The 13,113-nt window shown below is 63.9% G+C and carries 12 protein-coding genes; 2 read left to right on the forward strand and 10 right to left on the reverse strand.

Annotated features, from left to right (window positions below; genetic code table 11):
- Positions 1 to 6 precede the first annotated feature (6 nt).
- The 5 genes from pstB to AC25MA_RS09395 all read right to left on the reverse strand — a co-directional run bounded on the left by pstB (position 7) and on the right by AC25MA_RS09395 (position 7,488).
- Positions 7 to 840, reverse strand: coding sequence for a phosphate ABC transporter ATP-binding protein PstB (gene pstB / locus AC25MA_RS09375; RefSeq protein WP_028689970.1), 834 nt, complete (start codon positions 838 to 840; stop codon positions 7 to 9).
- Positions 841 to 912: 72 nt separating this feature from the next.
- Positions 913 to 2,583 carry a phosphate ABC transporter permease PstA gene (gene pstA / locus AC25MA_RS09380; RefSeq protein WP_062575621.1) on the reverse strand — a complete coding sequence of 557 codons (1,671 nt, stop codon included), beginning with the start codon at positions 2,581 to 2,583 and terminating at the stop codon, positions 913 to 915.
- Between the two features lie 17 nt (positions 2,584 to 2,600).
- The gene (locus AC25MA_RS09385) at positions 2,601 to 4,889 is read right to left on the reverse strand and encodes an ABC transporter permease subunit (RefSeq protein WP_280063633.1); all 2,289 of its coding nucleotides are present in this window, start codon (positions 4,887 to 4,889) and stop codon (positions 2,601 to 2,603) included.
- Positions 4,890 to 5,031: 142 nt separating this feature from the next.
- Positions 5,032 to 6,030, reverse strand: a complete 999-nt coding sequence (locus tag AC25MA_RS09390; protein ID WP_011536436.1) for a phosphate ABC transporter substrate-binding protein PstS — start codon at positions 6,028 to 6,030, stop codon at positions 5,032 to 5,034.
- A gap of 168 nt (positions 6,031 to 6,198) precedes the next feature.
- On the reverse strand, positions 6,199 to 7,488 hold the full coding sequence (locus AC25MA_RS09395) for an MFS transporter (protein ID WP_062360101.1): 1,290 nt from the start codon (positions 7,486 to 7,488) through the stop codon (positions 6,199 to 6,201).
- Positions 7,489 to 7,850: 362 nt separating this feature from the next.
- Here AC25MA_RS09395 and AC25MA_RS09400 point away from each other — a divergent pair, with 362 nt between their 5' ends.
- Both AC25MA_RS09400 and AC25MA_RS09405 read left to right on the forward strand, forming a co-directional pair.
- Complete coding sequence (locus AC25MA_RS09400) at positions 7,851 to 8,249, forward strand: acyl-CoA thioesterase (protein WP_003253317.1); 399 nt, start codon at positions 7,851 to 7,853, stop codon at positions 8,247 to 8,249.
- Positions 8,250 to 8,322: 73 nt separating this feature from the next.
- Positions 8,323 to 9,219: a D-hexose-6-phosphate mutarotase gene (locus AC25MA_RS09405; RefSeq protein ID WP_069015982.1), complete on the forward strand. Its 897-nt coding sequence runs from the start codon at positions 8,323 to 8,325 to the stop codon at positions 9,217 to 9,219.
- 117 nt (positions 9,220 to 9,336) lie between these two features.
- Here AC25MA_RS09405 and AC25MA_RS09410 read toward each other — a convergent pair whose 3' ends face one another.
- From AC25MA_RS09410 to AC25MA_RS09430, 5 genes are all read right to left on the reverse strand, one after another.
- Entirely contained in the window at positions 9,337 to 9,870 is a 534-nt protein-coding gene (locus tag AC25MA_RS09410; protein ID WP_486971974.1) for a DUF3299 domain-containing protein, read from the reverse strand.
- Between the two features lie 50 nt (positions 9,871 to 9,920).
- Positions 9,921 to 10,166 (reverse strand): GlsB/YeaQ/YmgE family stress response membrane protein, encoded by a 246-nt coding sequence (locus AC25MA_RS09415; protein ID WP_011536441.1) that lies wholly within the window; start codon positions 10,164 to 10,166, stop codon positions 9,921 to 9,923.
- 96 nt (positions 10,167 to 10,262) lie between these two features.
- A complete protein-coding gene (locus tag AC25MA_RS09420; RefSeq protein WP_028689976.1) occupies positions 10,263 to 11,345 on the reverse strand; it encodes a 5-(carboxyamino)imidazole ribonucleotide synthase in 1,083 nt (360 codons plus the stop codon).
- A gap of 10 nt (positions 11,346 to 11,355) precedes the next feature.
- Positions 11,356 to 11,847, reverse strand: coding sequence for a 5-(carboxyamino)imidazole ribonucleotide mutase (gene purE / locus AC25MA_RS09425; RefSeq protein ID WP_050707559.1), 492 nt, complete (start codon positions 11,845 to 11,847; stop codon positions 11,356 to 11,358).
- A gap of 171 nt (positions 11,848 to 12,018) precedes the next feature.
- Positions 12,019 to 12,948: a LysR substrate-binding domain-containing protein gene (locus AC25MA_RS09430; protein WP_028689978.1), complete on the reverse strand. Its 930-nt coding sequence runs from the start codon at positions 12,946 to 12,948 to the stop codon at positions 12,019 to 12,021.
- Positions 12,949 to 13,113: the final 165 nt, after the last annotated feature.

A 13,113-nucleotide genomic window follows, 5' to 3' on the forward strand; every position in this document is an offset into this window, starting at 1 on the left:
CGCCCCCTAGCCATAGCGACCGGTGATGTAGTCTTCGGTCTGCTTTTTCGCCGGGTTGGTGAACAGGGTGTCGGTGTCACCGAATTCGACCAGTTTGCCCATGTACATGAACGCGGTGTAGTCCGAAACGCGGGCCGCCTGCTGCATGTTGTGGGTCACGATGACGATGGTGTACTTGGATTTCAGTTCGTAGATCAGCTCCTCGACCTTCAGGGTCGAGATCGGGTCCAGCGCCGAGCACGGTTCGTCGAGCAGCAGCACTTCAGGCTCCACGGCGATGGTGCGGGCAATCACCAGACGCTGCTGCTGACCACCGGACAGGCCCAAGGCCGAGTCGTGCAGGCGATCCTTGACCTCATCCCACAGCGCCGCGCCCTTCAGCGCCCACTCGACGGCTTCGTCGAGCACACGCTTCTTGTTGATGCCCTGGATGCGCAAGCCATAGACCACGTTCTCGTAAATGGTCTTGGGGAACGGGTTGGGCTTCTGGAACACCATGCCCACGCGACGGCGCAGCTCGGCCACGTCCTCGCCCTTGCGGTAGATGTTGCTGCCATACAGGTTGATGGCGCCTTCCACGCGGCAGCCGTCGACCAGGTCGTTCATGCGGTTGAACGTCCGCAGCAGGGTGGACTTGCCGCAGCCGGACGGACCGATGAAGGCTGTCACGCGCTGCTTGGGGATGTTCATGCTGACGTCGAACAGCGCTTGCTTGTCGCCGTAGAACAGGGACAGCCCGGGAACTTCGATGGCCACGGTCTCTTCGGCCAGGCGCAGGCTCTGCTTGTCGCGGCCCAGGGCCGACATGTCGATGCCGTGGGCGTGGGATTCATGCTGCATGGTCAACTCCATACGCTATCAATTCGTTTCAAAGGGCCGCCCGCTGTTCGGGCGGCACGCTTGCAATCAGGATCAGTGGTCGAGGGCCTTGTACTTCTCGCGCAGGTGGTTACGGATCCACACCGCCGAGAGGTTGAGGGTGGCGATCACCAGCACCAGCAACAGCGCGGTGGCGTACACCAGCGGCCGCGCGGCCTCGACGTTGGGGCTCTGGAAGCCGACGTCGTAGATGTGGAAGCCCAGGTGCATGATCTTCTGGTCCAGGTGCAGGTACGGATAGTTGCCGTCCACCGGCAGCGACGGCGCCAGCTTCACCACACCCACCAGCATCAGCGGGGCCACTTCGCCGGCGGCGCGGGCCACGGCGAGGATCATGCCGGTCATCATGGCCGGACTGGCCATCGGCAAGACGATCTTCCACAGGGTCTCGGCCTTGGTCGCGCCCAGGGCCAGCGAGCCCTCGCGCACGGTGCGCGGAATTCGCGCCAGGCCTTCCTCGGTGGCCACGATCACCACCGGTACCGCCAGCAGCGCCAGGGTCAGCGAGGCCCACAGCAGGCCGGGGGTGCCGAGGGTCGGCGCCGGCAGCGACTCTGGGAAGAACAGCCGGTCGATCGAGCCGCCCAGCACGTAGACGAAGAAGCCCAGGCCGAACACGCCATAGACGATCGCCGGAACGCCGGCCAGGTTGTTCACCGCGATGCGGATCAACCGGGTCACCGGGCCCTGCTTGGCATACTCGCGCAGGTAGACCGCGGCCAGCACGCCGAACGGGGTGACGATCACGGCCATGATCAGGGTCATCATCACGGTGCCGAAGATGGCCGGGAAGATACCCCCCTCGGTGTTGGCCTCACGCGGGTCGTCGCTGAGGAACTCCCACACCTTGGCGAAGTAGGCCCCCATCTTGGTCAGGCCGGACATGGCGTTCGGCTGGATGGCGTGGACCACCTTGCTCAGGTTGATCTCCACCTCGCGACCATTGCCGTCGCGGGCGACCAGGCTGTCGCGGGCAAAGGCCTGGTGCAGGCCGGTCAGGCGCTCCTCGATGGCCTTGTAACGGTTGTTCAGCTCGGCACGTTCAGCGTCCATGTCGGCCTGGGCGGCGGCGTCCAGCTTGCCGTCCAGTTCCAGCTTGCGGCCGTGCAGGCGCAGGCGCTCGAGGCCATGGTTGATGGCGCCGATATCCTTCTTCTCCAGCTTCACCAACTGGTCGTTGAGCTCGCTGGCGCGCTTGAGGCGGGCCTGCAGCTCGTTCCAGGCCTCGGGGCCCTGGGCGACCACGCGCCCCTCTTCCTTGACGCTGACCAGGTAACCGTAGAAGTTGCCCCACTCACGGCGTTCCAGGGCGATCAGGTCGGCAGGCTTTTGCTGGTCCACCAGCCACTCGCCGACCACCCAGGTGAAGTCACTGCCGTTGAGGTCGCGGTTACCGACCTTGATCAGCTCTCGGGTCATGAACTCCGGGCCCTGCTCGGGCACCGGCAGGCCGGCGCCCTTGAGGCGTTCACGCGGTACTTCTTCTTTCTGCACCACTTCACCGATGACCACGTGGTCGGCCTGGCCCGGCACCTTGTAGGTGGCCTGGACCAGGTCGGCCGGCCAGAAGTGGCCCAGGCCGCGCACGGCGATCACGGCCAGCAGGCCGACGGTCATGATGACCGCCATGGCGACCGCGCCACCACTGATCCAGACGCCGGGGGCGCCGCTCTTGAACCAGCCTTTGAGGGAATCCTTTTTCACGGATCTCTACCTTTCTATCAAAGCGACGAGTATTTCTTGCGCAGGCGCTGGCGAATCAGCTCGGCCAGGGTGTTCATCACGAAGGTGAACAGCAGCAGCACGAGGGCAGCGAGGAACAGCACACGATAGTGGCTGCCGCCGACTTCCGATTCGGGCATTTCCACGGCCACGTTGGCGGCCAGGGTGCGCATGCCCTCGAACAGGTTCATCTCCATCACCGGCGTGTTGCCGGTGGCCATCAGCACGATCATGGTCTCGCCCACCGCACGGCCCATGCCGATCATCAGCGCCGAGAAGATGCCCGGGCTGGCGGTGAGGATGACCACGCGGGTCAGGGTCTGCCACGGCGTGGCGCCCAGCGCCAGCGAACCCAGGGTCAGGCTGCGCGGCACGCTGAACACGGCGTCTTCGGCGATGGAATAGATGTTCGGGATGACCGCGAAGCCCATGGCGATACCGACCACCAAGGCGTTGCGCTGGTCGTAGGTGATGCCCAGGTCGTTGCTGATCCACAGGCGCATGTCGCCCTTGAAGAACCAGCTCTCGAGGAACGGGCTCATGTACAGGGCGAACCAACCGATCACCAGGATCACCGGGATCAGGATCGCCGCTTCCCAGCCATCCGGGATGCGCAGGCGGATCGACTCCGGCAGGCGGCTCCAGCTGAAGCCGGCGAGCAGGATGCCGATCGGCATGATCACGAACAGGCTGAACACGCCCGGCAGGTGGCCTTCCAGGTACGGCGCGAGGAACAGGCCGGCGAAGAAGCCGAGGATCACCGTCGGCATCGCTTCCATCAGCTCGATCACCGGCTTTACCTTGCGGCGCATGCCCGGGGCCATGAAGTAGGCAGTGTAGATGGCGGCGGCAATCGCCAGCGGCGCGGCCAGGATCATCGCGTAGAACGCGGCCTTGAGCGTGCCGAAGGTCAGCGGCGACAGACTCAGCTTGGGCTCGAAGTCGGTGTTCGAGGCGGTCGACTGCCAGACGTATTTAGGCTCGTCGTAGTTCTCGTACCAGACCTTGCCCCACAGCGCGCTGAAGGAGATCTCCGGGTGCGGGTTGCGCAGGCTCAGCGGCAGCAGCTTGCCGCCTTGCTCGATGATGATGCGGTTGGCGCGTGGCGACAGGGCCAGCACGCCCGCGCCTTCGGCGACCGGCTCGACCAGCAGGGTGCGGTGTGCGGTGCTGTGGAACACGCCCAATTTGCCTTCGCTGTCCAGGGCGATGAAGCCCTTGCGGCGCTCTTCGGCGTCGATCTGCACCACCGGGGCCTTGCCCAACTGGAAGCTGCGGATCAGCTTGAGGCGCGACTCGCCATCCGGGTCACGGGCCATGAACCACTGGCTCAGGCCACCCTTGGAGTCACCGAAGATCAGCGAGATGCCGCCGACCAACTGGGCGGTCGCGGTGATTTCGGCGTTGCCGTCTTCCAGCAGCTTGTAGCGGCCATTGAGGCTCTTGTCGCGCAGGCTGAACACGTCGGCGGTGGCACGGCCGTTGACCACGTACAACCACTGCTGGCGCGGGTCGATGAAAATGTTCTTCACCACCTCGGTCATCTGCGGCAGTTCGATGCGGTTCTGCTCGATGGTGACCTCGTCGGTCATCATGTTCTCGGTGCGCGACAGTTCGATCACCTGCAGGTGCGCGCCGGTGGAGCCGGCCAGCAGCAACGTGTCGCCACTGACGTTGACGCTCACGTGTTCCAGTGCGCGGCCCTGGTCATCCAGGGTGAACAGGTCCTGACCATAGGGGTAGTCGATACCCGGGTCGATGGTCTTCTTGTTGTCCGGATAGGTGATCTTGTAGGTGTGATGGAACACCAGCGCCTGGCCGTTGGACAGGCCCAGCACCACCAGCGGACTGCCGGGCTGGTCGGTGCTGATCGAGCTGACCTGGGCGCCCGCGGGCAGCGGCAGGTCGACGCGCTTCAATTCGTTACCCGTCTTGGTGTCGAAGAACAGCGCCTGGCCCTTGTCGGAAACACGCATGCCCACGAGGTTCTGCTCCTCGAGGGCGATCATCAGGGGTTTGCCGGCGTCCTGCTGCAGCCAGGTCGGCTCCAAGGCCTTTTTGCTGGTCAACTCGGCGCCCTGGAACAGCGGCAGCACCACGTAGGCCAGGTAGAAGAAGATCAGCGTGATCGCTGCCAGCACGGCAAGGCCGCCCACCAGGACGTACCAGCGGGTCAGACGGTCCTTGAGGGCGCGCAGGCGGCGCTTGCGTTGCAACTCGGGCGTATTGAAATCAATGCGCACGGGAGGAGAATTTTGGGTCATTGTGGAGTTGGCCAGATCATTCATGCGCACACCCTAGCGGTCCCGTATGACAAAAACATGACAGTGCAGTGACGCAAAAAAGCCCGCCGCTCAGGAGCCCTGGCTTCGGACTAGGGAATTCGTGGGAGAGGCCGGCATTGTTGGCACCGGCCTCGTCCTCAGTTACTTACTTCTTTGCAACGTTACCCGCGTGGGACAGGCCCAAGTCGGCCAGGGTCTTGTCGACCACCTTGGCTGGCAGCGGGATGTAACCGTCCTTCACGACAACTTGCTGGCCGGCCTGCGACAGCACCAGCTTGACGAACTCGGCTTCCAGCGGGGCCAGAGGCTTGTTCGGCGCCTTGTTGACGTAGACGTACAGGAAGCGCGACAGCGGGTAGGTACCGTTCAGGGCGTTGGCTTCGTTGTCTTCGACGAAGGCGCCCCCTTCTTTCTTGGCCAGGGCCACGGTCTTGACGCTGGCGGTCTTGTAGCCGATGCCCGAGTAGCCGATGCCGTTCAGCGAGGAGCTGATCGACTGCACGACCGAGGCCGAGCCAGGCTGCTCGTTGACGTTAGGCTTGAAGTCGCCTTTGCACAGGGCTTCTTCCTTGAAGTAGCCGTAGGTGCCCGATACCGAGTTGCGGCCGAACAGCTGGATCGGCTTGTTGGCCAGGTCGCCGGTCACGCCGACGTCACCCCAGGTCTTGATCTCGCTCTTGCCACCGCACAGGCGGGTGGAGGAGAAGATGGCGTCGACCTGGGCCATGGTCAGGCCCTTGATCGGGTTGTCCTTGTGCACGAACACGGCCAGGGCGTCGACGGCGACCGGGATGGCGGTCGGCTTGTAGCCGTACTTCTGCTCGAAGGCCTGCAGCTCGACGTCCTTCATCTTGCGGCTCATCGGGCCCAGGTTGGCGGTGCCTTCGGTCAGCGCGGGTGGCGCGGTGGAGGAGCCGGCGGCCTGGATCTGGATGTTTACGTTCGGATATTCCTTCTTGTAGGCCTCGGCCCACAGGGTCATCAGGTTCGCGAGGGTGTCGGAACCGACGCTGGAGAGGTTGCCCGATACACCGGTGGTCTTGGTGTAGGTCGGGATTGCAGGATCGACAGCGGCGACCGCATTGGCGGCAGCGACGCCAGCGGCGGCAAAGGTCAGGGCCGCCATCAAACGCTTCAGTTTCATGCCTTGCTCCTAGCAGGAATATCGTGGGTTGTGAGATGGAACGGGCCCAAGTATCTGCAGGCCGCATGAACACTCTATGACTTGAATATGACAATTGGATGAAAGGCCATCACCGGGAACCGGGATGGCCTTTACAGGATGTTGCAGAGGGGGAACTTAGAGCGGGTGTCAGCGTTTGCGAGCCAGCAAATAGGTGCCCACCAGCAGACCAACGGCACACAGGCACGCCACGTAGTAGGCTGGCGCCATCGGGCTGAACTTGAGCAGCGCGGTTACCACCATCGGCGTCAACCCGCCAAAGATCGCGTAGGCCAGGTTGTAGGAGAACGACAGGCCGCTGAAGCGCACCACCGGCGGAAACGCCTTGACCATCACGTACGGCACGGCACCGACGATGCCCACGCACAGACCGGTCAGGGCGTACAGCGGGAACAGCAGGTCTGGGCGGGTCGGCAGGCTGTGGTAGAAGGCCCAGGACGACGCCAGAAGCGCCAGGCTGCCGACGATGAACACGCGCCCGGCGCCGAAGCGGTCGGCCAGACTGCCAGCCCCGATGCAGCCCAGGCTGAGCAGCACGATGGCCAGGCTGTTGGCCTTGAGCGAATCCGTTGGGCTCACGTGATAGAGGCTTTGCAGCAATGCCGGAGTCATGAGGATGATCACCACGATGCCGGCCGACAGCAGCCAGGTGAGCAACATCGACAGGATGATCGCGCCGCGGTGGTCGCGCAGCACCGCGCGCAGCGGCAGTTCCTCGGCCAGGGCCTTTCGCGCCTGCATCTCGGCAAACACAGGGGTCTCATGCAGCCAGCGGCGCAGGTAGACCGCGAAGAAGCCGAACACCCCGCCCAGGAGGAACGGAATACGCCAGGCGTAGTCCGCCACTTCCTCGGGGGTATAGAGCGTGTTGATCAGCGTCGCCACCAGCGAGCCGAGCAGGATGCCCGAGGTCAGGCCCGCGGTCAGGGTGCCGCAGGCATAGCCGGTGTTGCGCGCCGGCACGTGCTCGGAGACGAACACCCAGGCGCCCGGCACCTCGCCGCCGATGGCCGCGCCCTGGATCACCCGCATCAACAGCAGCAGGATCGGCGCCCACAGGCCGATCTGCGCATAGGTGGGCAGCAGGCCCATCACCAGGGTCGGCACGGCCATCAGGAAGATGCTCAGGGTGAACATCTTCTTGCGCCCGAGCAGGTCGCCGAAGTGGGCCATGACGATGCCGCCAAGGGGGCGCGCCAGGTAGCCGGCGGCGAAGATGCCGAAGGTCTGCATCAGGCGCAGCCATTCGGGCATGTCGGCCGGGAAGAACAACTTGCCGACCACCGTGGCGAAAAACACGAAGATGATGAAGTCGTAGAACTCCAGAGCTCCGCCCAGGGCGGACAGCGAGAGGGTCTTGTAGTCACTGCGGGACAACGGCCGGGACGGCTGCTCGATACTGCTCTGCACGGAGGTCATCGCTGTTCTTTCTCTTGTAGGTCTGCGGACCGCTTGGCATGCGGTTTCTGGATTGGATAGGCAGCGAAGATAGCAAATTGCCGAGCCGCGCTCATAGCGGTACAAAATCCATACAGATATTCATGAATGTGCGGTCGTCGCTGGCTGTGCAGGTATATATACTGCCCGCTCGTAGGAAAAGGTTGCTTCCATTTTGGGAAGTTGTGCGAAAACGTCGGTCATTGTTGTCAGACTGTTTCGCAGAGATTCCCTTTGGCCGCCTCGCGAAGCGAAATCAGCGTAGTATGCGTGATGCTGAATCGTTTTTACGGCGTCCTTCATTGCGCCACCAACGAAGCTTCACGGGTCAGAGGCCCCACGGCATGATTGAACTCGAACAAGAAGATCCTATCCCGCAGGGCGACCTGGCCTTGCAGATCACCGCGCTGCCACGCGAGACCAATGGTTTCGGCGATATCTTCGGCGGCTGGCTGGTCGCCCAGATGGACCTGGCCGGCACCGCCATGGCCAGCCGCGTCGCCGGTGGCCGGGTGGCCACGGTGGCCATCGACCGCATGGCATTCCTGGTGCCGGTGGCAGTGGGCGCGCAGCTGTCCTTCTATACCCAGACCCTGGAGATCGGCCGCAGCTCGATCCAGATGATGGTCGAGGTGTGGAGCGACGACCCGCTGTCCAGCGAATGGCGCAAGGTCACCGAAGCCGTGTTCGTATTCGTCGCCATCGATGGCAGCGGTCGCACCCGCTCGGTGCCTCGTCGCTGAGCCGAGCGAGCGGTAAACTCATTGCACGTCACCGGGTCCAACGGCCTGACAGACAATCAATGAGACGAGCGCAATGGCTAACTTCACGGTCGAGACCGAGCTTCACGGCGAACTCAATTGCTGGCGCATTACCAGCGAGCAGGCCGAACTATTGATCGCCCAGCAGGGCGCGCAGGTCCTCAGCTACCAGCGAATCGGCGAACCGCCGCTGCTGTGGCTGAGCGACCAGGCCATTTTCCGCAAGGGCAAGTCGGTGCGCGCCGGCGCGCCGGTGTGCTGGCCGTGGTTCGGCATCTTCGAACGCAACCCGGATTCGGTCAAAGCCATGTTCAAGGGCGAGCAGCCACCGGCCCATGGCCTGGTGCGCGGGCGCGACTGGCAATTGCTGGGGGCCGAGAAGCACGGCGAAAACCTACACATCGAATTCGAACTACCCGAAGCCCAGGGCGATCTGCCGGGTTGGGCCCACGAAGTCCAGCTCAAGCTGCTGGTGGAACTGGGCGACCAGCTGAAGCTGACCCTGACCAGCTACAACCTCGGCCATTCCGACGTCACCCTGAGCCAGGCCCTGCACAGCTACTTCGCGGTAAGCGACGTGCGCCAGGTGCAGGTGGAAGGCGTGGACGGGTTGGCCTATATCGAAACCCTGGCCAACTGGGAGCAACGCCAGCAGCAGGGCAACCTGGGTTTCGCGGGCGAGACCGACCGCATCTACCTGAACGCCCCCGAGCGCCTGGCCATCGTCGACCCGCACTGGAACCGACGCATCACCCTGCAGGCCGGCGGCTCACGCACCGCGGTCATCTGGAACCCCTGGACCGAGCGGGCCCGCGACCTGCCGGACATGGCCGACGATGGCTGGCAGCGCATGCTGTGCATCGAGACGGCGAATGTGATGGATGACGTGGTGGTGCTCAAGCCGGGGGCGAGTCATGCGATGAGCGTGGCGATCGGTAGCGAAGTGCTCTGAGGTTTCCAGGACCGCTACGCGGTCCTTTCGCGACACAAGGCCGTTCCCACAGGATTCGCGTGATCCCTGTGGGCGCGGCCTTGCGTCGCGACGGGCTGCAAAGCAGTCCCGGATGCGTTACAGGTCGGCATCCTCCACCACCCTCACCTGCCCCGCCTCCAGCGCATACGCCGCATCCGCCATGTCATTGCTGACCGTCTCCACCTTCAGCGTGCCGGTCACCCACAACGGCGTGTAGATGTCATCGATCTTCAACCCTTTCGGATAACGCACCAGCACCAGCTGGTTCGGTGGCGGTGGCGGAACATGGATGCAGGCGCCCGGGTACGGCACGAGGAAGAACAGCGTGCTGTTGCCCTTGGCATCGCTTTCCAACGGCACCGGATACCCGCCCAGGCGGATCTGCTTGCCGTTCATCGCTGCCACGGTCTTGGTCGAGTACATCACCGCCGGCAAGCCCTTGCTCTGCTTCAGGCCACCCTTGGCAGTGAAGGTCCCTTGGGCTTCCGGGGAGTCGTGGTCGATCTCGGGCATCTGCTCGAGGGCTTTCTGGTCCGACTTGGGCATCAGCTCAAGCCAGTCGGTCTCGGGCAATTCGGCATGGGCCAGGGCGCTGGCCAGCAGCAGGGGGACGAGGAATAACGCACGCATGGGAATGCTCGGCAACTCGGGGATTGAATTGCCGGCATTCTAACGTGTGTTCAGCTCTTCTTGATGAAGCCGTAGATCACCAGGAGGATGATCGCGCCGACCAGGGCCCCGAAGAAGCCCGCGGCCTGCCCGGCCTGGTAGATGCCAAGGGCTTGCCCGCCATAGGTGGCAGCCAGGGAGCCGGCGATGCCGAGGAGGATGGTCATGATCCAGCCCATGCTGTCGTCACCCGGTTTCAGGAAACGCGCCAGCAGGCCGACGATCAGGCCAATGAAGATGGTTCCAATGATGCCCATGGCAATCCCTCTGTGATGAACATGAAACATGCCAAAGCCTAGTCAGCGCTTTGGCATGTTGCCATCTCAGAGCGGCATTGCCGGGCAGAAGTTCGATCAGCCGGCGATCAAGGCCTCTACTTCGGCAATCTTGGCCTTGAGGGTGGCCATGTCGGCGCAGCGCAGGGTGGCATGGCCGACTTTGCGTCCGACCTTGAACGCCTTGCCGTAGTGGTGCAGGTGGCAATCGTCGATGGCCAAGACCTTGTCCACTGGCGGTACTTCGCCGATGAAGTTGAGCATGGCGCTCTCACCTACCTTGGCGGTCGAACCCAACGGCAGGCCGGCGACGGCACGCAGGTGGTTCTCGAACTGGCTGCATTCGCTGCCTTCTATGGTCCAGTGCCCGGAGTTGTGCACGCGCGGGGCGATCTCGTTGGCCTTCAGGCCGCCGTCGACCTCGAAGAACTCGAACGCCATGACACCGACATAGTCCAGCTTCTGCAGCACGCGGCCGACGTAGTCTTCGGCCAGGGCCTGCAGCGGATGCGCCTCGCTGGCCACCGACAATTTCAGGATGCCGCTGTCGTGGGTGTTGTGCACCAACGGGTAGAAGCGGGTTTCGCCATCGCGGGCACGCACGGCCACCAGCGACACTTCGCCGGTGAACGGTACGAAACCTTCCAGCAAGCAGGGCACGCTGCCCAGCTCGGCGAAGGTGCCCACCACGTCCTCAGGCTTGCGCAGGACCTTCTGGCCCTTGCCGTCATACCCCAGAGTACGGGTCTTGAGCACGGCCGGCAGACCGATGCTGGCGACGGCGGCATCCAGGTCCGCTTGCGAGAGGATGTCGGCGAAAGCCGGGGTCGGAATCCCCAGGTCGCGGAACATGCTCTTTTCGAACAGACGATCGCGGGCAATGCGCAGGGCCTCGGCACTCGGATAGACCGGCACGAACTGCGAGAGGAAGGCGACGGTTTCGGCCGGCACGCTCTCGAACTCGAAGGTCACCAGGTCGACTTCGTCGGCCAACTGGCGCAGGTGGTCCTGGTCGCCGTAGTCGGCGCGCAGGTGCTCGCCCAGCGGCGCGGCGCAAGCGTCCGGGGCCGGGTCGAGGAAGGCGAAGTTCATGCCCAGCGGGGTGCCCGCCAGGGCCAGCATGCGGCCCAGCTGGCCGCCACCGATTACACCGATCTTCATAGCGTCAACCTCAAGCCTGGCGCGGGTCTGGATTGTCCAGAACGGTGTCGGTCTGCTCGGTGCGGAACTGCTTGAGCGCCGCGTGGAACTGCGGGTACTTGGCGCCCAGGATGCTTGCCGACAGCAGCGCGGCATTGATCGCGCCGGCCTTGCCGATGGCCAGGGTGGCCACGGGGACCCCAGCTGGCATCTGCACGATCGACAGCAGCGAATCGACACCCGACAGCATCGACGACTGCACCGGCACGCCCAACACCGGCAGGTGGGTCTTGGCGGCGCACATGCCCGGCAGGTGGGCGGCGCCACCGGCACCGGCGATGATCACCTCGATGCCGCGGCCTTCGGCCTCCTCGGCGTACTGGAACAGCAGGTCCGGGGTACGGTGGGCGGAAACCACCTTCACCTCGTAGGGAATGCCGAGTTTTTCCAGCATATCGGCGGTGTGGCTAAGGGTGGACCAATCGGACTTGGAGCCCATGATCACGCCAACCAGTGCACTCATCGTCGAGCCTCTTCGCTTGTGCGCCCGCAGGCGCGTCAAAAAACAACAAGCCACGCGGGACGACCGGCGTGGCTTGTTTGCTGATCATGACCGGATCTATCCGGTCGAGGGGCCGCGCAGTATAGCGTAACGCGAGGCGATCACGGCACCCCCGGCGACCAACTGTCGCCCTTATTTTTCGGGGGTTTGGCTGACTTTCGGGTCAACTGAGCCACCCTCCAGCTTGCGCCACAGCAACCGCACGTTGGCCTTGCGCACCAGCGCGCAGCGGTACAGGCGGATTTCCAGCGGCACATGCCACTGGCTGCCGCCACAGATCACCAATTCGCCGCGCTCCAGCTCGCCGCGCATCGACAGCCTCGGCACCCAGGCGATGCCCATGCCTTCGAGGGCCATGCTCTTTAGACTGTCGGCCATCGCTGTTTCATAGACAGTGGTATAGCGCAGGTTGCGCTGGCGCAGCAGCAGGTTGACCGAACGGCCGAGGAAGGCACCGGCGCTGTAGGCCAGCAGCGGCACGCTGCCCTCGCCCTCCAGGTCGAACAGCGGCTTGCCGTCCGGGCTAACGGCGCACACCGGAAGCATTTCGGTGGTGCCCATGTGCAACGACGGGAAGATCTCGGCGTCCATCTGCAAGGCGGCGTCCGGATCATAGAAAGCCAGCATCAGGTCGCAACCGCCCTCGCGCAATGCATGAACGGCATCGCCAACGTTGGTGGCCACCAGGCGCGTGGCGATGTTCAAGCCATCGTTGCGCAGCTGCGCCACCCAGCGCGGGAAAAAGCCCGACGCCAGGGAGTGCGCAGCCGACACCTGAATCACCTCGCCCTGCCCGCCCTCAAGGTGATGCAAATGGCGGAGAACTTCGCTCAACTGGTCGACAACGGTACGCGCGGTGACGAGAAACAGCTGGCCGGCCTCGGTCAGTTCGATCGGTGTGCGGGAACGATTCACCAAGGTCAGCCCCAACGCCGCCTCCAGGCTGCGTATGCGCCGGCTGAAGGCCGGCTGGGTGACGAACCGGCGCTCGGCCGCCTGGGAGAAACTGCGGGTTGAGGCCAGGGCACTGAAGTCCTCCAGCCATTTGCTTTCGAGGTTCATCGACTACTCCGCAACGCGTGCACCAAAATGGAACACGCTCGATTGTCAATCGGCGTCACATCAAACCGTATGCCGTTTGTGCATAGGTTAGCGTGCAACAGCATTGGCCGCAAAATCCGGGCAGCCCTAGCATTGGCGCCATTCCGGCAGGTGCCGGGTCAAAAT

The sequence above is a fragment of the Pseudomonas sp. P65(2024) genome (assembly GCF_057480955.1).

Excerpts from the sequence above, each read along its gene's own strand:
- AC25MA_RS09385 (WP_280063633.1), bottom strand. The coding sequence starts at position 4,889 with ATGAATGATCTGGCCAACTCCACAATGACCCAAAATTCTCCTCCCGTG.
- pstB (WP_028689970.1), bottom strand. The coding sequence starts at position 840 with ATGCAGCATGAATCCCACGCCCACGGCATCGACATGTCGGCCCTGGGC.
- AC25MA_RS09420 (WP_028689976.1), bottom strand. The coding sequence starts at position 11,345 with ATGAAGATCGGTGTAATCGGTGGCGGCCAGCTGGGCCGCATGCTGGCC.
- AC25MA_RS09430 (WP_028689978.1), bottom strand. The coding sequence starts at position 12,948 with ATGAACCTCGAAAGCAAATGGCTGGAGGACTTCAGTGCCCTGGCCTCA.
- AC25MA_RS09405 (WP_069015982.1), top strand. The coding sequence starts at position 8,323 with ATGGCTAACTTCACGGTCGAGACCGAGCTTCACGGCGAACTCAATTGC.
- purE (WP_050707559.1), bottom strand. The coding sequence starts at position 11,847 with ATGAGTGCACTGGTTGGCGTGATCATGGGCTCCAAGTCCGATTGGTCC.
- AC25MA_RS09395 (WP_062360101.1), bottom strand. The coding sequence starts at position 7,488 with ATGACCTCCGTGCAGAGCAGTATCGAGCAGCCGTCCCGGCCGTTGTCC.
- AC25MA_RS09415 (WP_011536441.1), bottom strand. The coding sequence starts at position 10,166 with ATGGGCATCATTGGAACCATCTTCATTGGCCTGATCGTCGGCCTGCTG.
- AC25MA_RS09400 (WP_003253317.1), top strand. The coding sequence starts at position 7,851 with ATGATTGAACTCGAACAAGAAGATCCTATCCCGCAGGGCGACCTGGCC.
- AC25MA_RS09390 (WP_011536436.1), bottom strand. The coding sequence starts at position 6,030 with ATGAAACTGAAGCGTTTGATGGCGGCCCTGACCTTTGCCGCCGCTGGC.
- AC25MA_RS09410 (WP_486971974.1), bottom strand. The coding sequence starts at position 9,870 with ATGCGTGCGTTATTCCTCGTCCCCCTGCTGCTGGCCAGCGCCCTGGCC.